Source organism: Flavobacterium gilvum (assembly GCF_001761465.1).
Classification (GTDB): domain Bacteria; phylum Bacteroidota; class Bacteroidia; order Flavobacteriales; family Flavobacteriaceae; genus Flavobacterium; species Flavobacterium gilvum.
This window is the reverse complement of sequence record NZ_CP017479.1, coordinates 117,520-142,522: the sequence shown is the minus strand read 5'-3', so window position 1 is coordinate 142,522 and position 25,003 is coordinate 117,520. Positions and strand designations below refer to the sequence as shown.

At 29.0% G+C, this 25,003-nt stretch carries 24 protein-coding genes; all 24 read left to right on the top strand.

Going from position 1 to position 25,003, the window contains the following annotated elements:
- Positions 1-37: 37 nt before the first annotated feature.
- On the top strand, positions 38-907 hold the full coding sequence (locus tag EM308_RS00685) for an ABC transporter permease (protein WP_035637420.1): 870 nt from the start codon (positions 38-40) through the stop codon (positions 905-907).
- Positions 908-961: 54 nt separating this feature from the next.
- A complete protein-coding gene (locus tag EM308_RS17830) occupies positions 962-2,251 on the top strand; it encodes an ABC transporter ATP-binding protein (RefSeq protein WP_083273904.1) in 1,290 nt (429 codons plus the stop codon).
- Between the two features lie 2 nt (positions 2,252-2,253).
- A complete protein-coding gene (locus EM308_RS00675) occupies positions 2,254-3,003 on the top strand; it encodes a methyltransferase domain-containing protein (protein WP_051877787.1) in 750 nt (249 codons plus the stop codon).
- An 8-nt stretch (positions 3,004-3,011) separates the two neighbouring features.
- Positions 3,012-4,052, top strand: a complete 1,041-nt coding sequence (locus tag EM308_RS00670) for a glycosyltransferase family 2 protein (protein ID WP_051877788.1) — start codon at positions 3,012-3,014, stop codon at positions 4,050-4,052.
- 1 nt (position 4,053) lies between these two features.
- Positions 4,054-4,893 (top strand): glycosyltransferase family protein, encoded by an 840-nt coding sequence (locus tag EM308_RS00665; RefSeq protein WP_051877789.1) that lies wholly within the window; start codon positions 4,054-4,056, stop codon positions 4,891-4,893.
- A 109-nt stretch (positions 4,894-5,002) separates the two neighbouring features.
- Positions 5,003-5,770: a hypothetical protein gene (locus tag EM308_RS00660; protein ID WP_070261766.1), complete on the top strand. Its 768-nt coding sequence runs from the start codon at positions 5,003-5,005 to the stop codon at positions 5,768-5,770.
- Positions 5,767-6,627, top strand: coding sequence for a hypothetical protein (locus EM308_RS00655; RefSeq protein WP_070261765.1), 861 nt, complete (start codon positions 5,767-5,769; stop codon positions 6,625-6,627). The genes EM308_RS00660 and EM308_RS00655 overlap by 4 nt, the downstream gene beginning before the upstream one ends.
- A gap of 58 nt (positions 6,628-6,685) precedes the next feature.
- Positions 6,686-7,627: a glycosyltransferase family 2 protein gene (locus tag EM308_RS00650; protein WP_070261764.1), complete on the top strand. Its 942-nt coding sequence runs from the start codon at positions 6,686-6,688 to the stop codon at positions 7,625-7,627.
- Positions 7,620-8,618: a glycosyltransferase family 2 protein gene (locus EM308_RS00645; RefSeq protein ID WP_070261763.1), complete on the top strand. Its 999-nt coding sequence runs from the start codon at positions 7,620-7,622 to the stop codon at positions 8,616-8,618. Before EM308_RS00650 ends, EM308_RS00645 begins: the two co-directional genes overlap by 8 nt.
- Before the next feature lie 102 nt (positions 8,619-8,720).
- Complete coding sequence (locus EM308_RS00640) at positions 8,721-9,605, top strand: beta-1,6-N-acetylglucosaminyltransferase (RefSeq protein WP_035638107.1); 885 nt, start codon at positions 8,721-8,723, stop codon at positions 9,603-9,605.
- A gap of 2 nt (positions 9,606-9,607) precedes the next feature.
- On the top strand, positions 9,608-10,684 hold the full coding sequence (locus EM308_RS00635) for a glycosyltransferase family 2 protein (RefSeq protein ID WP_035638105.1): 1,077 nt from the start codon (positions 9,608-9,610) through the stop codon (positions 10,682-10,684).
- Between the two features lie 17 nt (positions 10,685-10,701).
- On the top strand, positions 10,702-11,793 hold the full coding sequence (locus EM308_RS00630; protein ID WP_035638103.1) for a glycosyltransferase family 4 protein: 1,092 nt from the start codon (positions 10,702-10,704) through the stop codon (positions 11,791-11,793).
- Positions 11,790-12,947: an acylneuraminate cytidylyltransferase gene (locus EM308_RS00625; protein WP_035638101.1), complete on the top strand. Its 1,158-nt coding sequence runs from the start codon at positions 11,790-11,792 to the stop codon at positions 12,945-12,947. The genes EM308_RS00630 and EM308_RS00625 overlap by 4 nt, the downstream gene beginning before the upstream one ends.
- Positions 12,940-13,815: an N-acetylneuraminate synthase family protein gene (locus EM308_RS00620; protein ID WP_035638097.1), complete on the top strand. Its 876-nt coding sequence runs from the start codon at positions 12,940-12,942 to the stop codon at positions 13,813-13,815. The genes EM308_RS00625 and EM308_RS00620 overlap by 8 nt, the downstream gene beginning before the upstream one ends.
- A 4-nt stretch (positions 13,816-13,819) precedes the next feature.
- Positions 13,820-15,214, top strand: a complete 1,395-nt coding sequence (locus tag EM308_RS00615) for a glycosyltransferase family protein (protein ID WP_035638111.1) — start codon at positions 13,820-13,822, stop codon at positions 15,212-15,214.
- Positions 15,215-15,262: 48 nt separating this feature from the next.
- Positions 15,263-16,051 (top strand): glycosyltransferase family 2 protein, encoded by a 789-nt coding sequence (locus tag EM308_RS00610; RefSeq protein WP_051877819.1) that lies wholly within the window; start codon positions 15,263-15,265, stop codon positions 16,049-16,051.
- Positions 16,052-16,155: 104 nt separating this feature from the next.
- Positions 16,156-17,583, top strand: a complete 1,428-nt coding sequence (locus EM308_RS00605) for an MBOAT family O-acyltransferase (protein ID WP_070261762.1) — start codon at positions 16,156-16,158, stop codon at positions 17,581-17,583.
- A 20-nt stretch (positions 17,584-17,603) separates the two neighbouring features.
- The gene (locus tag EM308_RS00600; protein ID WP_070261761.1) at positions 17,604-18,569 is read left to right on the top strand and encodes a hypothetical protein; all 966 of its coding nucleotides are present in this window, start codon (positions 17,604-17,606) and stop codon (positions 18,567-18,569) included.
- 4 nt (positions 18,570-18,573) lie between these two features.
- Positions 18,574-20,007 carry an MBOAT family O-acyltransferase gene (locus tag EM308_RS00595; RefSeq protein WP_070261760.1) on the top strand — a complete coding sequence of 478 codons (1,434 nt, stop codon included), beginning with the start codon at positions 18,574-18,576 and terminating at the stop codon, positions 20,005-20,007.
- Complete coding sequence (locus EM308_RS00590; protein WP_035641349.1) at positions 20,007-20,888, top strand: hypothetical protein; 882 nt, start codon at positions 20,007-20,009, stop codon at positions 20,886-20,888. Before EM308_RS00595 ends, EM308_RS00590 begins: the two co-directional genes overlap by 1 nt.
- Before the next feature lie 114 nt (positions 20,889-21,002).
- Complete coding sequence (locus tag EM308_RS00585; RefSeq protein WP_070261759.1) at positions 21,003-21,932, top strand: glycosyltransferase family 2 protein; 930 nt, start codon at positions 21,003-21,005, stop codon at positions 21,930-21,932.
- Entirely contained in the window at positions 21,929-22,615 is a 687-nt protein-coding gene (locus EM308_RS00580; protein ID WP_051877823.1) for a GNAT family N-acetyltransferase, read from the top strand. The genes EM308_RS00585 and EM308_RS00580 overlap by 4 nt, the downstream gene beginning before the upstream one ends.
- Complete coding sequence (gene rffA / locus EM308_RS00575) at positions 22,612-23,724, top strand: dTDP-4-amino-4,6-dideoxygalactose transaminase (RefSeq protein ID WP_035638260.1); 1,113 nt, start codon at positions 22,612-22,614, stop codon at positions 23,722-23,724. The genes EM308_RS00580 and rffA overlap by 4 nt, the downstream gene beginning before the upstream one ends.
- Positions 23,717-25,003: a hypothetical protein gene (locus EM308_RS00570; RefSeq protein ID WP_035638258.1), complete on the top strand. Its 1,287-nt coding sequence runs from the start codon at positions 23,717-23,719 to the stop codon at positions 25,001-25,003. The genes rffA and EM308_RS00570 overlap by 8 nt, the downstream gene beginning before the upstream one ends.

The window sequence follows — 25,003 nt, the reverse complement described above, 5'->3', positions numbered from 1 at the left end:
TACATATTGAATTTATTGTTTCTAGTCCCACAAAATAATGAATACTAAAAATACCACAGATAATGATTGGCTGTTTGAGATAACGCCAAAGAATAATTTTTTTTCTTTAAATTTTAAAGAAATTTGGCACTATCGCGATTTACTTTTTCTATTTGTCAAAAGAGATATTGTCACTGTCTACAAACAAACTGTATTAGGACCACTTTGGTACTTGATTCAGCCTTTGTTTACTTCTATTACATTTACTATTATTTTTAATTCTGTTGCTGGGATTGAAACAGGAACTGTACCGCCATTTTTATTTAATTTGGCCGGAATCACAGTTTGGAATTATTTTACGGCTTGTCTTAACGGAACTTCAGATACCTTTAAAGCCAATGCAAGTATTTTTGGCAAAGTGTATTTCCCCAGAATCATAACACCACTTTCAGTTGTTATTTCCAATTTGGTGAAATTTGGAATCCAATTTATCATTTTTATTCTTTTCTATCTTTTTTATTTTTTCAGAGGAGCCAGTTTGGTATTGAATCCGTTGGTATTGTTTTTTCCGATATTAATTATTGTTATGGGTATTTTGGGATTGGGACTCGGAATGTTAATTTCGTCTATGGTTACCAAATACAGAGATTTCAGCTATTTGGTTTCTTTTGGAATCCAATTATTGATGTATCTGTCGGCGGTGATGTATCCAATGGAATTAATTAAGCAAAGGCTTCCGGAATATGGATGGTTAGTGCAATACAATCCTCTTGCTTATATAATAGAGACTTCCCGTTATATGCTTTTAAATGTTGGACGCATTTCAGTTTTAGGACTTTGTTATACTTTTGCTGTTACACTACTAGTGTTTTTTATTGGACTATTGGTTTTTAATAAGACCGAAAAGAGTTTTATTGATACGGTTTAATTGATAAATAGTAAATTGTTTTTAACTATTAGTTGAGTTTGAATTTTAAATAACATGAGTAAAGATATAATATTAAAGGCCGAAAATATCTCTAAACAATATCGCTTGGGGCAAGTGGGTACGGGTACATTGAAGCATGATTTAAACCGTTGGTGGCATCAGATTCTTGGAAAGGAAGATCCATATCTAAAAATTGGGGATACTAATGACCGTTCTACAAAGGGAACATCTGATTATGTCTGGGCGTTGCAGGATATTAATTTTGAGGTAGAAAGTGGTGAAGTTTTGGGTATTATAGGAAAAAATGGAGCTGGAAAATCGACACTTTTAAAAATTTTATCTAAAGTTACGGCTCCGACAACAGGAAATATCAAATCTAGAGGACGTATCGCTTCTTTACTAGAAGTGGGTACGGGATTCAATGGTGAAATGACAGGTCGTGAAAACATCTTTTTGAATGGCGCTATTCTTGGAATGACCAAGAAAGAAATTGCTTCTAAACTTGACGAAATTATCGATTTTTCAGGTTGTGAACGTTACATTGACACGCCTGTTAAGCGTTACAGCAGCGGTATGACTGTGCGACTGGCCTTTGCTGTTGCTGCTTTTCTGGAACCAGAAATTTTGGTAGTCGATGAGGTTTTGGCTGTGGGAGATGCTGAGTTTCAGAAAAAAGCCATTGGTAAAATGCAGGACATTTCAAAAGGGGAAGGAAGAACCGTTTTGTTTGTGAGTCATAATATGGCGGCGGTGAAAAGTTTATGTACGAGGGGCGTGTTGTTGGAGAAAGGGGAGGTCAAATTTGAAGGAGGTATTGATGAAGTTGTTGATTTATATTTAAATGCTAATCAAGGGTTAGATGAATCACAATTGTTTAATTCAAGTTTTTTTGATTTTACTGTTAATACCAATAAAAAGAATAAAGAAGAAGGTATTTTAAATGTTGAAATTTTTTGCGATGGAAAGAAAACAAATTCTTTATTAACTGGGAAAAAGGTCGAATTTCATTTTAGTTATTTTAATAAAATAAAGTATCAGGAACCTGTATTAGGTATTGTTATAAAAGATGATGAGGATTTACCTGTTTTAGGTATAAATAATAGAAATACAGGAGATAGTTTAAAAGAGAAGGGGAAAGAAGGCTTAATTATATTAACTTTTCCCGTCTTTAGATTGATTAAATCTAAAAGTTATAAAGTAGATATTTATTTTGGAGATCAGGAGAATAATGTAGATACTATATTAGATGCATTTTATTTTAATGTATTGCCAAGCTTAGATGCACGAAAACCAATTCAAGAAAAGTTGAATTATTTTTATGATTCAGAAATTAAATTTAATTAAAAATGACAGATAATATTCGATATGTTCATGAAGAGACTATACATAATTTTAAAGCGGCTAATGAAGTAGTACCATATATTATACAATTGTTAGAACCAAAATCAGTTGTGGATGTTGGTTGCGGTATTGGTACTTGGTTGAAAATTTTTGAAGATAATGGCATAGTTAATATTTTAGGAATTGATGGAGATTATGTAGATAAAAGTTTACTCAAAATTGATAAAAATAAATTTGTTGATTTTGATTTAGAGAAGATTTATAAATCCGAAATTAAATTTGATCTGGCAATCTCATTAGAAGTTGCTGAACATTTAGGTATTGAAAGTGCTAATATTTTTATTAAGACTTTAACTGATTTAAGTGATACAATAATTTTTTCCGCGGCAATACCAAAGCAGGGAGGACAAAATCATATTAATGAACAAGAGCCTAAATATTGGATTGAAAAATTTGAAAATGAAGGATTTGAACTCTTTGATGTTTTGAGGCCTGTTTTTTGGGATAACCAAAAAGTTGATTCATGGTATAGACAAAACATGCTTTTATTCACAAAAAGGAAAGATTTAAAGGTGAAATTAGGATCATTGGAAAGTTTTTTAGGAAAACATCTGGTTCATCCAAATTTGTCAATGGGTAAGGATAATAGTATAAATAATTGTAAAAAGCAATTGGAAACAATTTATGCAGGGAAGAAGGGAGTTAGGTTTTATCTTAATTTATTAATAAAAGCATTAAAAATAAAGTTTAGATAATATTTTCTATGGTTAATTTTAAATATCCAAAAGTAACAGTTTTAATGCCAGTGTACAATTGTGAATTGTATATCAAGGAAGCTGTCGAAAGTGTTTTAAATCAGACTTTTAAAGATTTTGAGTTTTTGATTATTGATGATGCATCTACTGATAAAACAGTTCATATTATTAAATCATATAATGACGCCAGAATTCAACTAATTAAAAAGCCAGTAAATACAGGATATACAAATAGTTTAAATTATGGTTTAAAAATTGCGAAAGGTGAATATATAGCAAGGATGGACGGTGATGATATTAGTTTGCCAGAACGATTTGAAAAACAGGTAGCCTTTTTAGATGCTCATCCAAATGTAATTTTATGTGGAACATTGTATCAGATAATAGGTACAAATAAAGTTTGTGATCATCCATTATCTCATAATGCAATAAAAGTAAAATTGATTTCAGCATGCTATATAGCTCATCCCACAGTAATGTTTCAAAAAAGAATATTAGAAACAAATAGACTTCAATATGATTCAGTAATGGAACCAGCGGAAGATTATGATTTATGGTCACGTTTAGTCTTCTTAGGAGAACTAGCTAATATTGGAGAAGTCTTATTATATTATAGAACACATCCTCAACAAACTTCAATAATCAGAAGTACAAAACAGAACAAGGTTTCGAGAGAAGTAAGAATTAGAATGCTGACAATGATAGATCCTTTATTCGATGCAGAAGTTTACTCATTTGATTTATCAGCACAGAATTTAAATAACCAATTTGTTATAAAAAAAATAAAAAGTAAAATAGATTTATTTGATTCTCTAGTAATTTTAAACAATCAAAGAGAAATTTATGATGAAAAATTGTTTTTAAACTATATAAATCAGGAAAAGAAATATCTATACAATTTATATAAGAAAAAATCTGTGACATATTCTTTAGGGAATATTTTTTTAGGTTTAATTAAATATCCAGATTTTTTTAAGAAAATTGGCATTAAGGAAACAGGTGAGATTATTGTTAAATCTGTGTTTTACAGAATGAAAGCTGGTTTTTAGTATGAGAAGATTTTTGATAAACATTATTGATTTTATAGGGATAAAGCTGGTTTTAAAAAAGAAAATTATTTCAGCCAATGCAGCATATGTTAAATTGAAGAATGATTTTTTTAATAAAACTGTAATTAATCAAAATAAAGATCACAAATTAATTCCAATAATAATTATCAGTTTCAATCAGCTTTTTTATTTAAAACAATTAATCGATTTTTTAAAGAAAAATAATTTTAAGAATATAGTAATAATTGATAATAATTCGACTTATAAACCTTTACTGGAATATTTTGATAAAATTGAATCTGATGTAACTATTCATCGTTTAAAGGAAAATTATGGACATTTAGTTTTTTGGAAAGTTAAGGAATTATATAAAAAATATTCGAAAGGTTACTATGTTGTAACAGATGCAGATATTAATCCAATCTCAGAATGTCCGGAAGATTTTTTATTGTATTTTAAAAAAATACTTGATAAAGATTTAAAAATTACAAAAGTTGGATTCAGTTTAAAAATTGATGATATTCCTATTACTAATGTAAATAGAGAAAAAATACTAAAATGGGAATCCAGATTTTGGCAACATTGTACAAATGATGGGAATTTTATGGCAGCTATTGATACAACATTTGCATTATACAGACCTCGATATGATCATAATCAGAATTCATTTTTAAGAGGGCGTAGAACGAAATACCCTTATGCGGCAAAGCACGGAGGATGGTATATCGATAGTAACAGGTTAACGGATGAACAGAAATTTTACTTGGAAAATTGTAATGAATCAAGTTCTTGGAGAGTTGATAAAAATGGGAAATTAATTAAAATCGAGTATAATATTTAAAATAGCACATAATTCTATTTACTAAACAGAATTATGTGCTATTTTAAATTGAAGAATTAGAATCTTAGTATGTAACCATAGTTTTTGAGTGTAGAGAAAAAAGAAAAGTATGAAAGTAACTTTTGAAATAAAAGTTTATGAAAATGATTGGAAGTATATCCTATATGGTAATTATTTAGAAAAATTAATAAACAATTGTAACCACGATTTTTTTTTAAAGCAATTGATAATTAACAATGTAAATGATGTTAATGAAGTCCTTAAATATGCTGAAAAAAAAGTAACTGATGGCGTTATTGATAAAATTATTGTGGTGAATTCGCACGAAAAAATTGTTCTTAAATATTTTAACTTAGAGAAAGATTCTTTTAATGGAGGTTTTAATTATTCGATTGCCGAATTAACAGGTATATATTTTTGTGAAACAGATTATTTATTTCATTTTTCGAGCGATTCATTTGTAAATAATATTGGTTTTGATTGGATTAAAAAAGCTGTAGAAAACTTAGAAAAGGATGATAGGTTTATTGTTGCAAACCCCACTTGGAATAATAATTTTGAGGAAGCGAAAAATGAAGCTCATTGCGAAATTGATGATTTTTACGTTGGTTATGGATTTTCGGATCAATGCTATTTAATTAAAAGTGAGGTTTTTAAATCTCAAATTTATAGTGAAAAAAATATTGATTCAGAAAGATATCCAAACTATGGAGGTGAATTGTTTGAAAAAAGAGTCGATGCTTTTATGAGGAATATAAATAACTTGAGAATTACATCTAAAGAGGTAAGTTATATTCATGTAAATTTTCCAAAGAAGTCATTTTTGAACATTTTTAAACCTTATAACCTTTATGTTGCCAAAAAGAGATTAAAATGAAAATAAAAGTCGGATATCTTGTATCGTATGACTACAGTATGTTTTTAACATCGGTTAAACAATTATATAACCATGTAGATAAAATTGTTGTAGCTATTGATAAAGATAGAAAAACTTGGAGCGGAAACACTTTTGATATACCACAATCATTTTTTGAAGAAGTTAAAAAGTATGATGTGAAAAATAAAATTGAATTTTATTTTGATATCTTTTATTTGCCCAACTTATCTCCAACAGAGAACGAAATAAGAGAACGAAATATGGTTTTAGTAAAATTGGGGCGAGGTTGGAAAATTCAATTAGATGTTGATGAATATGTTTATGAATTTAAGACGATTGCAAAATATCTTAAAAAATATTGGTATTTTACATTGTTTCCAAAAATGTCTCCAATTTGTTTTAAAGGGAAATTGGTAACCTTGTTTAAAAAGCTTCCTGAGGGATATATATATATACAAAATGATGAAAAGTTCCCTTTTATTACCAATCAGACGAGTAACACATTTGGCCGAAATAATGATAAAATCAGAAAGGTATATACTAATATTAATGTAATTCATCAGTCCTGGGCAAGGACAAATGAAGAAATACTTATGAAAATTACCAATTGGGGACATCGTGATGATTTTGATACGATAAAATATTTTGAATTTTGGAAATCATTAAATAGTGAGAATTATAGTGATCAAAAAAACATACATCCCTTATATCCGGAAATTTGGAATAAATTATATTTCTTAGAGTCAAATTCTATTGATGATTTTGTTGAGAAATATGCTGTTATTAATCCACAAAAATTGATTTATGTAGATAAAATCTTGATGCTTAAAGCTATGTTAAAAAAGTTTAAATTTTAGTAAATCAAGCTATAATAAAAGACATCTATGATTTAATTTAAAAATAATAAAGTTTAAAATGAGTAAAGTTTATGTTGTAATTGTTACTTATAATGGGATGAATTGGATTAAAGAATGTTTAAATAGTGTTTTAAATAGTTCAATTCCGGTTGAGATAATAGTTGTAGATAACAATAGTACTGATGGAACGAAAGATTTTATAACAAGAAATTTTTCCGAAATAATTTTCTTTTCACAAAATGAAAATCTAGGGTTTGGAAAAGCAAACAACATTGGAATGTCATATGCTTTTAAACAAAATGCTGATTTTGTTTTTTTGTTAAATCAAGATGCTTTTGTAAACGAAAACACGATAGAAAATTTAGTGAGAACAGCACAGAAAAATCCAGAATATGGTATTCTAAGTCCTATTCAATTAGATTATTCAGGAAAACTTCTAGAGACTTATTTTTTTAGATTTATGGGAGAGGATGATTCAAGATCTTTTTATTCTGATTTTGTTTTAGGAAACCAATTAAAAGAAATTTATGATATTAATTTTGTCCAGGCCGCAGCATGGTTGCTGCCTATTACTGTACTAAAAAAAAATGGAGGATTTGATCCTCTTTTTTATCATTACGGTGAAGATAATAATTACTGTCAGAGATTATTATATCATAACATGAAGATAGGTATTGTTCCTGATACTTTTGTAAGGCACGATAGTCATAAACCAAAATCGGAGCAGGTTAAGTTGTTTTCAGAAAAATTTTTTAATATATACAAAAAAGAAATAGCAGTTAAATATGCTAATATAAACATAGTATTTGAAACTAAAACTATTATTTCCGAAAGGGAAAAAATATATAAAAAGATATTATATAATTTTTTCAAATTAGATTTAAAAAAGGCTTTAGGTTTTTTTAAACAATTACGTAAATTGAATGAAATGCGAGAGTTAATTGTCATTAGCAGAAATAAAAATGTTCAAATTAATCCAAACTATTTAGATCTTGAATAATTTAGTTTCTATAATAATACCAACCTACAATCGTGCTTACTTAATTGGCGAGACTTTAGAAAGCATAATTGTGCAGAGTCATGAAAATTGGGAATGCATTATTGTAGATGATGGAAGTACTGATAATACAGCTTCTCTTATTAGTAATTATATCAAAAAAGATAATAGATTTCAATACCATCAGAGACCGTTAGATAGAAAAAAAGGAGCCAATGCCTGTAGAAATTACGGTTTTGAATTGAGTAAAGGCGAATATCTTAAATGGTTTGACAGTGATGATATTATGCATCCTAATTTTTTGGAGAAACAAGTTCAAGTTTTAGAGCAAAAACAAGAGTTCGATTTTTGTAATAGTCTTTCAAAGAAATTCACAAAATCAGTTTTTGATGCGAACGAAAATTTTAACCCAGAAATAATTTTTGATGAGAATTCTATTTGCAATTTTATTATAGGTAAACTTTTTTTTCTAACGCCATCCTCTTTGTGGAGGAGGAAATTTTTACAAGATAAATTGTTGTTTGATGAGACTTTGTATAATGCTCATGAGACTGATTTTAATTTCAGAAGATTAATTGAAGGAGCTAAATTTTGTTACCTTGAAGATGTTTTGTTTTATGTCCGCAGAGGACACAGTAGCATAGATAGTGAATCGATTAACAACCCTTTTAGTCTGCAGTCACAATTTGATTATTTTCAAAAAATATTTGATTACTTAAATTCTGAAAACAATTTCTTAGACGATGTGAAAACTTTACAGTTAAAAAAATATGTGATGTACAGACTGATTCATTTTTTTTATCAACTTCGATTAATATTAGGTTATAAGGAATGTATAAATAATTTTAAAATAATTTTAAAGAACTTGCTAAGTTTAAAGACTAGCATTTTTTCTCTTGTAAGGATTTTAATGGGAATTATAATTATTCTTTTTTTTAAAAAAGGTTATAATCTTATCCGTATAAAAAAATTTGATATTAGAGATAGTTTATAAAATGAGAGATTAATTAAGGTATCCGTTTTTAAAAGTGAAATATTTTTTTAAGAATAAAAAACAACTGAATGTTTAAAATGAAGTTTTAAAGAGAAAACGAAATTGATTTTAAAAAAACAAAATAAAATAAATCTTGCCTATTTAATAACGGCTTATCATGACTATGACCATCTTAAAAGGTTAATTTCTGCCCTTCAGGATGAAAATGTTTTTTTTTATATTCATATTGATAAAAATGCTTTAATGCCAGTTAATTTAAATGAATTTAAAAACATTCGGTTTATTAAAAGACATAAAGTATGGTGGGGCGGTTGGTCACATCAAAAGGCTATTCTTAATTTGATGTTGGAAGCAGTAAAAGAAAAATATGATTATTATGCCTTATTAAGCGGCAGCGATTATCCCATAAAAAACAATGAGTATTTATATAAAATATTAATTGAAGGCGGTGAATTTATAAGTATAAAAGAAGGTTTTCCTTCTGAAATGAAAAGAGGATGGGTGACAAATTTCTATTTTGATTTATTTTACAGAAGAAAGCCAAATAAACCAATTTGGATAAAAATATTACTCCGCATTGAAAAAAAAATTAGCTTATATTTTCCAAAGAAAAAATTTCCTTTTACAAAAGTATTTTTCGGACCGACTTGGTGGGTTCTAAGCCATTCAACAATTGAATATATTTTAGATTTTCTCAATTCAAATCCACAATATGAAAGATTTTTTAAAAATTCATTTTGCTGCGAAGAAATTTTAATTCCAACGATTATTGGAAACTCAGATATTAATAATTTAAAAGGAAATCTCACTTATGTCGATTGGTCTGTTCATCCTGGCCCGGCATTTATTTCTAAAAAACATGTTGAAATGTTTAAAAACGATGATATTAAAAATGAAAGTGGAGATAATGTTGCTTTTTTTGCTAGAAAATTTAAAAATGACGATATAGAATTATTACAATTTATTGATAATGAATTAAGAGCGTAATTATGTTAACTGTCTTATATATTTATCGTAACCGTGAATTAGAAAGAGTTAAACGTTCTTTAGATTCGTTGGCTGCTCAAAACAATCAAGGCTTTAAGGTGATTTTTATTGATTATGGATCTTCAGAAAAAAGCGCTTCTGAAATCGCTAATCTGATTTCTCAATACCCTTTCGTAACTTATCATTACAATTATTGTAGTTTACAGCTTTGGTCCCGTGCAAAAGCAATCAATATCGGATTACATTTTGTAAAAACCGATTTTGTATTTATTGCAGATATAGACATGATTTTTTCTTCTGACTTTGTTCATGTTTTGGAAAATATTAAAAATCCTAAACAATCTGTTTTTTTTAAAGTTGGATTTTTAAATGAAAAAGAAACTCAAAGTAATAAAAAATTTGAAGATTATAAAGTCGCATATGAGAGTTCACCAGGAGCACAAGGATTATCTTTGTTTCCAACAGAAGCTTTACTTTCAATTAGAGGCTTTGATGAGTTCTTTCATTTGTGGGGAGGTGAAGATGAAGATGTTCATTCCCGTTTGAAAATGAGTGGATTGGAAGTTAATTTTTTTGATGAAAAGATTTTAATGCTCCATCAATGGCATCCTACTTATAGAAATTCCTTAAACAAAAAATTGACAACTGATTTACAACACAATACGATTACAAAAATAAACCAAGAGCATTTACGAATGAATTCAATACTTAAGAATAGTATTGTAAATAAGGAAAGCTGGGGTAATATGATTAACAAATATCAGTTTGAAAAATTAACTAAGCCTGATGTTTTCCTGAAGTTGCAGAATAAGAAAGAAATAATAGATAATTTTTTGCTTTCTGTTTTACCAAAATTGAATAATCAAATTTTAGAAGTTCTGATATACGAAGATCCTTATCCTAAAACTTTAAAATATTGCGCCAAGAGACTTTTGAAAAAAAGCGTGCCGGAATATTATAGCCTCAAAGAAATAAATGATGTTCTTTTGTTACATTTGATTGCTTTTTATTCAGATGCAGTTTATAAATATGTCGTTGAAGAGAATTTAAAAAATATTAAGCTAACTATACAATTATAAAAAAAAAACAGAATTTTATGTCTAAGGTAATCCTCATTTCACAAATGGCTCTCCCTTTTTCTAGTATAGGAAGTTGGCCAACTTTGTATAAAAATTACCTGCAAGGCCATCATTTAATAGATTTTATAGTTTGTTCTGAGCCAGAAGAAAAATGGGATTCAGTAAAATATAGTTTTGTTAAAAATGATTTTAAAACAAGGTTACAAAAAAAATGGAAAAAAAATCCATATTTGAGTTATTTTAATGCACTGGAAAAACTTCTTAAAACTGACGAAAAATATATTATTCAAATCGTGGATAATTATGGAGTTGTAAAACCATTGTTTAAATTTCTAGATAAAAAAGGATTGCGTCAGAATTGTTATCTTCAATTCTTTTATCACGGATTTCCTCCACATTTTGAAAATTTTCAAGGAAGATGGTTTTTTGAAGCCATAGATGAAATGGTATTATTAACATACGATTCTTATTTAGCGCACAAAAATTATTATACTATTTTACCAACACGCTTTACGGTTCTGCATAATGGAATTGATACTGCTAAGTTTTTTCCACTTTCACAAAAAAACAAACAAGTTTTAAAACTAAATAAAGGAGTTGCAGATAAAAAAGTATTTGTTTGGTGTTCACAGGATCGACCAAAAAAAGGGTTACATATTTTACTCGATGCCTGGGAGCGAGTTTATTCTACTCGACAGGATATAGTTTTGTGGGTAATTGGATGTGAACCTAAAAAACCTCAGGATGGGGTTGATTATTTGGGCAGAATTCCAAATGAACAACTAGCGACTTACTTACAAACGGCAGATTGTTACTTGTTTCCTACTCTTTGTCACGAAGGATTTGGCCTAAGTTTGTTAGAAGCCTTGCATTGTGGAAATTATTGCATTGCCTCAGCTATAGGAGGAGTTCCTGAATTATTGCAATATGGAAAATTAGGAAAGCTTATAGAAAATTTTCATTTTATTTCAGAATGGGAGCAAGCCATAATTGAATTTATGGTAATGCCAAATGAATTCGAAACAATACCTCAGGATTTATATACTGCCAATTCATGGAATTTAGGCATGAACGAAATAATTAAAAATGCAAAAAACATTCTGAAATGAAAAAAATAGCGATACTCCCGCTTCGTAAAGATTCTAAAGGAATTATTGGGAAAAATAAAAAGAAAATGGTGGGACGTCCACTTTTCTCATGGGTACTTTCAGAGGCTATTTTTTCAGAACTAGATCAGGTATATGTATTTACAGATGATATTGAAATTGTTACATTTATAGAAAAGGAGTATACTTGGAGCACAAAAGTAATTCCTTTATTGCGTAGTAAAGAAAATGCCACTGATACTGCCTCTACGGAAAGTGCGATGATTGAATTTGCTGATAAGGTTGGGTATAATTTTGATGTAATATGCTTGTTGCAAGCTACATCTCCATACACAACTGCCAAAGATATAAATGCTGTATTAGAGTCAATTGAAGGTGGGGAAGATTCTGCTTTGACTGTCGTAAAAACACATCGTTTTGTTTGGAATGCTAATGGGGAAGCTCAAAATTATAACGTTTTTAATCGACCAAGACGTCAAGATTTTGAAGGGCTACTTATTGAAAATGGCGCGGTTTACGCTACTACAAAAGAAAGTTTTATGACTTCTCAATGTAGAATAAGTGGTTCAATAGGAATTGTTAAAATGGCGGAAGAGTCGTTAATTGAAATTGATAGTAATTCTGATTGGGGCGTGGTGGAAAGTTTGCTGATTGAGCGTCAAAAGAAACAAAAGCAACAACAAAAAATTGAGTATCTGGTTCTTGATGTTGATGGCGTTTTTACAGATGGTTGCGTAACTTATGGAAAAGAAGGGGAATTGTCAAAAAAATTTGATATGCGTGACGGAATGGGCTTAGAAATTTTAAGACAAAACGGAATAGATGTGGTAGTAATTACTTCAGAAAATTCTGAATTAGTGAAGCAAAGAATGAATAAGCTTCAAATAAAAAATGCTTATTATGGTGTTAAGGATAAATTTTCTTTTTTAAACTATTTTGTTAAAGAACAAAACACTAGTTTTGGAGCTTTAGCTTATGTAGGGGATGATGTTAATGATTTGGCAAGTATGTGTTCTGTTTCCTGGTCTTTTGCGCCAGCAAATGCTACAGATATAATTAAACTGCACTCTGATTTTGTTCTGTCAAAATCGTCAGGAGGCGGAGCAATTAGAGAAGTATGCGAATTGATAATGAAGTATAATAAAAGATATGAATAATTATAAAAAACCTTTTGTAATTGCAGAGATTGGATGCAATCATAAAGGAGATATGGTAATCGCTAAAGAATTGATTAGAATTGCAAAGATTTTTTGTAATTCAGATGCAGTAAAATTCCAAAAACGTAATAATAAAGAATTGCTTACAGTTGAACAATATAATAAGCCTCACCCAAATCCTTCTAATTCTTACGGGGAAACTTATGGTGCCCATCGTGAGTTTTTAGAATTTAATCTTCAGCAACATGCAGAACTTAAAGAGTATTGTGAAGATTTAGGGATTGTATATTCAACTTCAGTTTGGGATACGACATCGGCAAAAGAGATTGCTTCATTGAATCCAGATTTTATCAAAATTCCATCGGCGTGTAACAATAATTTCGAAATGATAGATTGGTTATGCGATAATTATAAAGGAGAGATTCACATTTCAACAGGAATGACAACAAAAGACGAAACAAGTAATTTGGTTGATTTTTTTGTGAATAAAGGACGTAATAAAGATTTGGTTATTTACAACTGCACTTCTGGTTACCCCGTGCCTTTTGAGGATGTTTGTTTATTAGATATTAAATTACTGATAGATAAATATGCAGATAAGGTAAAAAGTATTGGTTTTTCCGGACATCATTTAGGTATTGCTGTAGATATAGCAGCTTATACTTTGGGAGCAAATATTATAGAACGTCATTATACTTTAGATCGTACTTGGAAAGGTACAGATCATGCTGCATCATTAGAACCAGAAGGTGTTCGAAAATTGTCCAGAGACTTAAAGGCTGTGTATAAAGCATTAACGTTTAAAAGTCAGGATATTTTGCCAATTGAACAGGTTCAAAGAGATAAACTTAAATATAGAAATGCTTAATGCTATGGATAAAAAGATATTTATTTTTTTACCTGATGGGGTTGGCCTTCGAAATTTTGCATTTACAAAGTTTAAAGATATAGGAGAGAATAAAGGATATAATATTACATATTGGAATAACACTCCTTTTTCAATTGAAAAGGAATTAGACTTTCAGGAAATAAGAATTGACAATCAGACGATTCATCCTCTGACCACTATTTTTACAAGAGCACGTAAGCGTACCGAATTAAATTTTTTTGATAAAAAATTTAATGAAACAGTATATAACACTTATAATTTTCCACAATCTTACAGGGGTCTAAAAAATGCCTTTAAAAGTACAGTTGTTAATGTACTGGTTTTTTTTGGGTCGAATGAAAGAGGAATTAAATTTATCAGAAAACAAGTCAAAAAATTAGAGCGTAAAACCTCTAAATATGCTTATTGCAAAAAACAATTAACGGAGCATAAACCCGATTTTGTTTTTTGTACAAATCAACGTCCAACTCAAGCTATAGCTCCCATTGTTGCTGCACAAGATTTAGGAATTCCCACAGCTACATTTGTATTTTCCTGGGATAATTTACCGAAAGCTACTACTTTGGTTGAAACCGATTACTATTTTGTGTGGAGTGAACACATGAAAAAAGAATTATTGCAATATTGTCCTTACGTCAAATCCGAAGATGTTTTTGTTACAGGAACACCACAATTTGAAAGTCATTTTGATAGAAATCTATTGCAAACCAAAGAAGCATTTTTTGCGGAATATGAATTAGATTTGAATAAACGTTATATCTGTTTTTCTGGAGATGATATAGTTACTTCACCTTTAGATCAATACTACTTAGAAGATTTAGCAGTGGCAGTTCTTGAATTGAATAAAGAAGGCTACAATCTTGGAATAATATATCGAAAATGTCCAGTTGATTTTACGAACCGTTACGATTCTATTTTAGAAAAATACAAAGATGTTATTGTTTCTATAGATCCTTTATGGCGTCCGGTAGGGACACTCTGGAATGAAATTATGCCAACTAAAGAAGATTTTGCCCTTCAATCAAACATTTGTGAACATACAGAATTTGTTGCAAATATTGCTTCTTCTATGGTTTTTGACTTTGTTGCGCACAATAAATCATGTTTGTTTTTTGATTATGAACAACCTCAATTAACAAAAGGAATTAGGGATATTGGTCAAAATTATAAATATATCCATTTTCGATCCATGCCTGGTAAAAATGCAGTTTTGTGGGCGTTTGATAAAAAGACTCTAACAGCAAATGTTAAGGATATTATCGATAAAAATCAATCAAGTGTAAAAGAAGGAAAAGAGTGGTTTGAGATTATTGTTGGGAAGAAACCCACTGAAGCCTCGGAAAAAATATGGAATGTTGTTGATGAGATTCTAAATTAGAAAGAGATTTTTAATTAAGGGGAAGATCCAATTTTAAAAAAAACATTTATGATGATTAGTGTCGTTATTCGGAATAAGAATGAAGCAGATTATTTAGAAAGAACACTTAGTATATTAACAAAAAGGTATTCTGATGACATTGATGAGATAATCATTGTTGACAATAATTCAACTGATAATAGTATTAAAGTTGCCAAAAAATATAACTGTAAGGTTGTAAATATTGAGCAATTCACTTATGGAAAGGCCATAAACTTAGGCATAAGGGAATCAAAAAATAATTATGTTTTTTTGTTAAGCTCTCATTCAATACCTATCGGAGGAAGTTTTTTTAAAAATTCGATTCAGTTTATAAAGGATAAAAAAGATTTTGCAGGATTGCGTTTTATTAATAGTATTGAAAACTATGAACGAGCAATAATAAATAATTTTGAAGTGAAAGATCCATTAAAATTTGGATTTATGGCTGCATGTGGTCTTTTATCTAAAGAAGTTTGGGAACAAATTCATTTTGATGAAAAGTTAGTTTTTAAAGAAGATAAAGAATGGTCAGAAAAAGTTACCCAAGCAGGATATAAGATTTATGATATAGATGAAACTTTCTTTTATTTTATTAATCGCTCTGAGGAATCAGAATTGAATCGATTTAAGAATGAAACAATTTCTGAGTTTCAACTATATAATCGAACATATCATAGTAAAATTAAAATCGTTGCTTCATTAATTAAAAAAATATTCTTTACTAATTTACTTGTTTTTTTTAAAACGATCAAGAGAGATTTTAAAATGGCAAAAATAAAATTTGAAATAAATAATTTTTTGAATAAAAAAACATAAAATATTAAAAAATAAATAAGCATTAATATACTTCCGGAAGAATATATCTGTAAAGTTTTAGTTGATTACAACTTCAAAATAAAATTCAATTTTTTAAATAAATTATGTTTTTTAATTCTCTGGCTTTTTTCATTTTTTTGCCCGTAGTGTTTTTTTTGTATTGGTTCGTTTTTAACAAAACAAAAAGTACACAAAATGCACTTCTTATTATTGCCAGTTATTATTTCTATTCCTGTTGGGATTGGCGTTTTTTATTTCTGTTAGTTTTCTCGACGTTTCTCGATTATTATACCGGAATCAGAATTGAAAAAAGCAATAATGATAAAGGACGAAAGTTTTGGTTTTGGCTAAGCGTTTCTGTCAATTTAGGATTTCTTGGAGTTTTTAAATATTACAACTTTTTCTCAGAATCGTTTGCTCAAATGCTGACAACTGTCGGTTTTAAAGCCAGTCCGATTTTGTTAGATGTGGTTTTACCGGTTGGAATCTCTTTCTATACTTTTCACGGATTATCTTATGTAATTGATATTTATTTTAAAAGAATTAAGGCCGAATATAATTTTGTAGATTATTCACTTTTCGTAAGTTATTTTCCACTTTTAGTTGCCGGGCCTATTGAACGTGCTACTCATTTGTTGCCTCAATTAAAGGAAAAGAGAAGATTTGATTTAGAAAAATCTAAAGAAGGAATTAGTCAAATAATTTGGGGATTATTCAAAAAGGTTGTCATAGCTGACACGTGTGCCATTTATGCGAATCAAATTTTTGACAATTATGAAAAAATGGATTCTGTCACATTAATTATAGGAACAGTCTATTTTGCATTTCAGATTTATGGCGATTTTTCGGGATATTCAGATATGGCATTAGGAATGTCAAAATTGTTTGGATTAGATTTATTACGCAATTTCAATTATCCTTACTTTTCAAGAGATATAGCCGAGTTTTGGCGTCGTTGGCATATTTCTCTTTCGTCATGGTTTCGAGATTATGTTTATATTCCGCTGGGTGGAAGTAAAGGAAATAAATGGAAGCAGATTAGAAATGTATTTTTGATTTTTTTGCTGAGTGGTTTTTGGCATGGAGCAAATTGGACATATATTATTTGGGGCTTAATAAATGCAGTTTATTTTATTCCTTTGCTTTTATTCAAAAAGAATCGAGATAATATAGGAGATGTAGCACTCAGTTTTAATTTTGAATCAATCAAGGTGATTTTTCACATGGGAATTACTTTTGTACTGGTTTGTTTCTCCTGGATATTTTTCAGGTCAAACAATATCACGAATGCGATCGATTATATAAGAAGAATTTTAGTTTTTAGTTTTGACTATAATAATGTAAAAGAGCAAATTACTTATAATGTTCTTTTTTTGTTGCCTTTTTTTATGGTTTTAGAATGGAGAAACAGAAAGCATGATTGTCCTTTGGGGAATAAGTTTTCTAAATTAAAATTAACATTTACAATTTTATTAATATTGGTATTAGGACAGTTTAGTATTGATAATAAGTTCATTTACTTTCAATTTTAACGAAAATGATATTAATATAGATGAGAAAATTTATTTTTTATATTTCCGAAATTATACTAATTGTATTAGCTGTAGCTTTTCTTATTCAATGTTTAGCAGACAGAGGTTTACAAAATTGGCAAAATAATGTTTATAATGATTGGCAAAATACATTAGAAGGCAAAATCAATAGTGATGTCATTATAATGGGGTCTTCAAGAGGATTTGTTGGATATAATTCAAAAATCATAGAAGATAAACTTAGATTAAAAACTTACAATATTAGCTATAATGCCGGTGGTAATAATTTACAACTTTCGAAGTTGAATATTTATTTAAAAAATAATAAAAAACCAAAAATTCTTATTCAAAATATAGATTTAGCTCATTTTGATGAAAATGACATTTTACCTGAAGAATTTCAATTTATTCCCTTTTTAAATAATCCAGATATTGATGATTTATTGGTGTCTTTTGATAGCAAATATACTGATACAAAATATCTACCTCTTCTAAAATACAATCAAAATTTGAAATTATTAAAAAATGGAATTTATGCTAATTTTAAATTTTTTAATATTGAAAATGCAACCACCTACCAAGGCTATTGTCCTCAAAATCGAACATTTAAAATCGAATATCATAATTTAAAAAAAATAAAAGGAAAATCTAAAGAAGGTGTAGATTCAAATAGATATAAGAAGATTTTAAAGAAGATGACAGATTTTTATAAATTAAATCTTGACAGCTCGACAAAAATTATATTTGTTTGGGCACCAGAAAATAAATTACGACTAAATAAAGAATATGACTCCCTAAAATCTCCTTTGATAGAGGAGATAAACTTAATTCAAAAGAAAAATAAAAATATTTATTTTATTGATTTATCACATCATTTAATTTCAAAAAATGATTATTATTTCTATGATACATTTCATTTAAATAAGAAAGGATCTGAAGTTTTTTCTGAAATACTATCAATAAAACTTTCTCAATTACTAAACTAAAATTATGTTTTTCAATTCTCTGGCTTTTGCCATTTTTTTGCCCATCGTGTTTTTTTTGTATTGGTTTGTTTTCAACAAAACAAAAAGTACGCAAAATGTGCTTCTTATTATTGCCAGTTATTATTTCTATTCTTGTTGGGATTGGCGTTTTTTATTCCTGTTAGTTTTCTCAACTTTTTTGGATTATTATACCGGAATTAGAATTGAAAAAAGTAATAATGAAAAGGGACGAAAATTTTGGTTTTGGCTGAGCGTTTCGGTCAATTTAGGTTTTCTTGGAGTTTTTAAATACTATAATTTTTTCTCAGAATCCTTTGCTCAAATGCTGACAACTGTCGGTTTTAAAGCAAGTCCGATTTTATTGGATGTAGTTTTGCCGGTTGGAATCTCTTTCTATACGTTTCATGGATTATCCTATGTGATTGATATATATTACAGACGAATCAAAGCCGAATATAATTTTGTGGATTATTCGCTTTTTGTGAGTTATTTTCCGCTTTTGGTTGCGGGACCAATTGAGCGCGCAACACATTTATTACCCGAAATAAAAGTTAAACGGGAATTTGATTTAGAAAAAGCCAAAGAAGGAATTTGTCAAATGATTTGGGGATTGGTCAAGAAAGTGGTCATCGCTGACACCTGTGCTACTTATGCCAACGCTATTTTTGATAATTATGCATCAATGAATTCCTTCTCGCTTATTTTGGGAGCGGTTTATTTTGCTTTTCAGATTTATGGAGATTTTTCAGGATATTCAGATATGGCATTGGGAATGTCAAAATTGTTTGGACTCGAATTATTACGTAATTTCAATTACCCTTATTTTTCGAGAGATATAGCCGAATTTTGGCGTAGATGGCATATTTCACTTACTACCTGGTTCAGGGATTATTTATACATTCCGTTGGGCGGAAGTCGTGGCGGTATCTGGATGAAAGTCCGCAATACATTCATTATTTTTCTGGTAAGTGGTTTTTGGCACGGAGCCAATTGGACCTATGTAACTTGGGGATTTATTAATGCATTGTATTTTTTACCATTGTTATTGCTAAGCAGAAATCGAAATAATCTTGAGGCCGAAACGCTGAGATGGAACTTCGAATCGGTTGGGGTAATTGTGCGTATGCTTTATACTTTTTCGCTGACCTGTATCGCCTGGGTGTTTTTTAGAGCCAACACCATAACTGACGCATTTTTGTATTTGAAGCGAATAGTTACCAATGGAGAATTTTCTTGTCAATACCTTGCCAACGAGCGTTATAATTACGAATTATTATTGATGGTTGGTCTGTTTGTTCTGGTTGAATGGAATAATAGAGCCAAAGAAGAACCTATTTCTGGAAAGTATAATACCATGAAACTGGTTTTGGCAATAACAGCGATAATCGCTTTTGGAACCTATTCCGACTATAAAGAATTTATCTATTTTCAGTTCTAATGAAAAAGTTTTTACTATTTACTTTAAAAATACTCATCTCAATAATTGTACTCGCAGTTGTTTTGGATTTTCTATATACTACAGTTTATTTACAATCAACTAATCGAGGAAAAATTGAGGATGTTTTTAATTCTAAATCCAGAAAATATGATGTAATTATTTTAGGATCTTCCAGAGCGAATAATCATTTTGTTGCCCAAATGTTTGAGGAAAAAGGGTTAAAAACTTTTAATTACGGAATGAGTGGTGGACATTTATTTGAGGCTTCCTTACTTTTGAAATTAATGATTGAAAGAAATTATCAAATAAAAAATGTTATTCTCGAAGCCGATTTGAATTTATCAAATGATCATCAAGCGGAAGGGATTTCCGCTAAGTTTTTGCCTTATTTGCATAAATCTGAAGTTATAAGAAAGCATTTTGAGCAGGAGTCTGATTTTAATGAATTATATTATATTCCGTTTTACAGATATATAAAGTATGACACTAAAATTGGTTTTAGAGAAATTTTTAAGATAGTGAAATGTGAAAGAACAAGTGCACTGGATAATTTAGGATATTATCCATTGGTCAGGCATAAAAAAGGCAATATGAAAAATGATATTGTAAATTTAAAACCATTGCCTCACAATAAATATTACGAAGAAATTAAAAGTATCTGTAAAGCCAATAATATTAATTTCATTGCGGTCATGACTCCAATGTGTGAAAATGTGGTGGGCATGAACTATTTTGACAAGGTTAAAAAAACGTATCCCGAAATTCATAATTATGAAAATGTGGTTGTAGAGAATAAATATTTTTCATCCTGCGGGCATATGAATGATACGGGTGCAAGATTATTTACTGCAATAATTTTAAGGGATTTTTTCAATAAATAATTCTTAAACTTTTTAATGTATTTTTACTAGCATATAAAAGAGAAATTAATTTTACGATATCCTTATTTTTATATTTTTGGAACTTAACTTTATACTATAAACACTATTTAATAAATGGAAGAATTCAAACCTATGTTATCGTTTGTAAGTCCAGTATATAAGGCGGATAAGATACTTGAAAAATTGGTTGGTGAAATTCAAAAAGTGATGTTGAATATTGGAACTGGCTATGAAATTATTTTGGTTGATGACAGAAGTCCAGATAAAAGTTGGGATGTTATGAAAAAATTATCTCAAGATTTTTCAGAAGTCCACAGTATAAGGTTAAGCAGGAATTTTGGGCAACATCCCGCGATCATGGCTGGTTTATCTCAAGCTAAAGGTGACTGGGTAGTAGTGATGGATTGCGATTTGCAAGATCAGCCTAAAGAAGTACTAAAATTATATAACAAAGCCAAAGAAGGTTTTGATATCGTTTTGGCTAAAAGAAAGAATAGACAGGATAGTTTTTTTAAAAAAATATCGTCTAAAGTTTTTTCAAAGATTTATGGATTTTTTACGGATACTAATTATGATAATGAGGTAGCAAATTTTGGCATTTATCATCATCGGGTAATTAGATCAATTTTAGATATTTCTGATTCAATAAAATTTTTTCCTTTATTTGTTTCATTTGTAGGTTATAATTCTACTTCAATTATTGTAGAACATGCTCAAAGAGAAGAGGGAAGTTCAAGTTATAGCTTCTTTAAATTAATTAGTTTAGCTTTTAATTCAATAATATCATTTTCAAATAAACCCCTAAAACTTTTTGTTAAGTTTGGACTAACAATTTCGGTGACTTCTTTTATGTTTGGTTTGTACAATATTTATTTAGCGTTAACAAACCAAATTGAAGTTTTAGGATATAGTTCAATAATTGTATCTATTTGGTTTTTATCTGGTATAATAATAACTACAATAGGCATCACGGGAATTTATGTTGGTAAAATTTTTGATCAAACAAAGAATAGACCCATATTTATTATAGATGAAATCAAATGAAAATTGAAGTTTGCGAATGGGATTCTCTTTTTTTTAATAAAAAAATTGGCGAGATAAAGTTTGACAAAATAAATCAATCTATTAAAGACATCAACAAATTTGATTTACTGTATGTTAAACAGGATGAAGATGAGCTTTTTGCGATTGATGATTTTGAACATACCTATACAGAGACGAAAGTAATTTTTTCCAAAAAAATTAAAAATAATAGCAACCTTATTACCGGTTGTGTTCTTTCAGCTTTTGATACAGATATTAGTAAAGATCAAATTTATAGTTTAGCTTTTGAGAGTGGTAAGTTCAGCAGATTCAAGCTTGACAATAAGTTTAAACAAAGTGAATTTGAAGAATTATATAAAACCTGGATTGATAATTCATTAGCTAAAAAAATAGCTGACGATGTATTGATTTATAGACAAAATAATATTGTCTTAGGTTTTGTAACCTATAAAATTTCAGAGAATTATGGTGCAATAGGTCTGATAGCTACTGATCCAAAAATACAAGGTAAAGGAATAGGTACAATGCTTATTAAAGCAGTTGAAGATAAGTTGATATATTTGAAGATAAGCGAATTAAAGATTCCAACTCAAATTCAAAATGAAAAAGCCTGTAGTTTTTATACCAAGTTAGGATATAATATAAAAGAAAAGATAGTTATAAAACATTATTGGAAAATATGATCCCATTTAATAAGCCTTATCTAACTGGTAAAGAGACCCAATATATTGAGGAAGCTGTAAAATCAGGCAAGATTTCTGGAAACGGGATGTTTACTCAAAAGTGCCAGTCTTTTTTTGAAGAGCAATATGGTTTCCAAAAAGTATTGCTTACGACTTCATGTACAGATGCACTAGAAATGTGTGCTATTTTAGCAGACATTCAGTTAGGTGATGAGGTAATAATACCAAGTTTTACTTTTGTATCAACTGCAATTGCTTTTGTGCGACAAGGTGCCAAAATTGTCTTTGCAGATTCCCTTCCCGATAACCCTAATATTGATGTATCTAAATTAGAGGCATTGATTACTCCTAAAACCAAAGTAATTGTTCCGGTACATTATGCGGGGGTAGCTTGCGATATGGATCCAATTATGGAGTTGGCAGACAAGTACAATTTATTGGTAATTGAAGATGCGGCTCAGGCTATCGATTCCTCTTATAACGGAAAACCATTAGGAACCTTCGGACATATGGCAGCTTTTTCGTTTCATGAAACTAAAAATATAATTGCTGGCGAAGGCGGAATGATTACAATAAATGATAAAAGGTTTATTCATCGCGCAGAGATTATCTGGGAAAAAGGAACCAATCGTGCCGAATTTTTCAGAGGTGAAGTTAATAAATATGGGTGGGTAGATATAGGATCTTCATTTTTGCCGTCGGAGGTTATTGCTGCTTTTTTGTGGGCGCAAATTGAGAATCTTGAAATTATCCAGAAAAAAAGAATATCACATTGGCATTATTATCATGCTGGTTTAAAAAAATGGGCAGAACAGAAAGATATAAAAATCATGTCAATTCCTAATGAGGCTACCAATAATGGTCATATGTTTTATTTGGTCTGTAAATCAATTGAACAAAGATCAACTTTGATAGAGCATTTAAAAAATGAAGGTGTTTTGGCTGTTTTTCATTATATTAGTTTACATTCTAGTCCTTATTATAATGACAAACATAATGGGAGAGAATTAGTAAATAGCGATATGTTTACTGATAGACTCCTGAGATTACCAATGTTTTATGAATTAGATGTCGAAAGTGTAGTAAATAAAATTATAAAATATGAATAAAGTTTATCAGCTTTTAGGCAATAAAAAAAGTTTGAATCTTGCATTTCTATTATTTGTTTTGGTTTATTTAATTTTATTTGCAATTACATTATTTAATTCTGATGGGAAAGTTGGTAACAACGATAATTATAAAGATCTATTTGTTAAATTTTATGAATTAGGTTTTTATCAGGCAACTGTTCAGGGAACATCGATAGTATATAATTTATTTTTAAGTTTTATTTTTTCAATTACCAAAAATGTAGAAACCAGTTTTTTTGTTTTAAATCTTTTTAGTGATTTATTTTTAATGTTTTTTGGTTATTATTTTTATCATAAAACTAGTAATTTGAAAAATAATGTTTTTTATATTGTTTTAAGTATGTATATCCTTTTTGTTTTGAACATGAGGTCATATTTGTCAGCTTCAAATGATTCTTTTTTAGGTGTTTTTGTGGTGATTTTATTATATCTGATAGTAATTAAATTATTTGAAGGAAGGCATGAGAAATTTACTTTTTTATGTATTGGTTTTATTTTTGCAATTTGTTTATCCATTAGAATTACTGCAGTATTATTAATTCCACTAATTTTTATAGCTTTTTTTTATTGGATAAAGAATACTGATGTTACTTTCTTGAAAAGAGTTCAGTTAATTGGAATATGTTCATTAATGTTTCTTTTGACAATATTAGTTTTTCATTTTCCGGCCATAAAAGAAAAACATTCCCTAAGTTATGAAGATAAGAATCCTTCAAAAGATTTAAATTGGATTCAGAGAAATTATTTAGGATTGAAAAAAATAGAATCAGGTCAGGAAAAAATACATCGTGATGCTATTTGGAAAAATACAAAGTTTGAAAAAGTTCAGGAATATCTAAAAATACATGGAGCTAACAGCCTACCTAAAACCTTTACACAAGCCGTTTTTAAAGATCCTGTATTAGTTTTTAAAATTACTTTTTTAAATGTAATTACTTGCTTAGCACGGTTTTTTCGTTTTTGGGGCTTCCTTTTTTCTATTCCAATTATTATGTTGTTTAGAGGAAACTTTTTTAATAAATACAAATTGCCCACAATTCTTTTTTTAAGTTTTTTATTCATTCTTTCATTTGTATGTTTCACTTTTATGGAGTTCAGATGGTTTTATGGATATGAAATCTTGATTCCAATTTCAATTTTGTATGCAGTCAATAAAATTAAAACGGCGATAGAAACTAATAAAATTAATAGTATAATAGTAGCTTCTCTGTTGATGGTTACTTTATTCAATGTAAAAACTATTCTTTCAATTTTATAA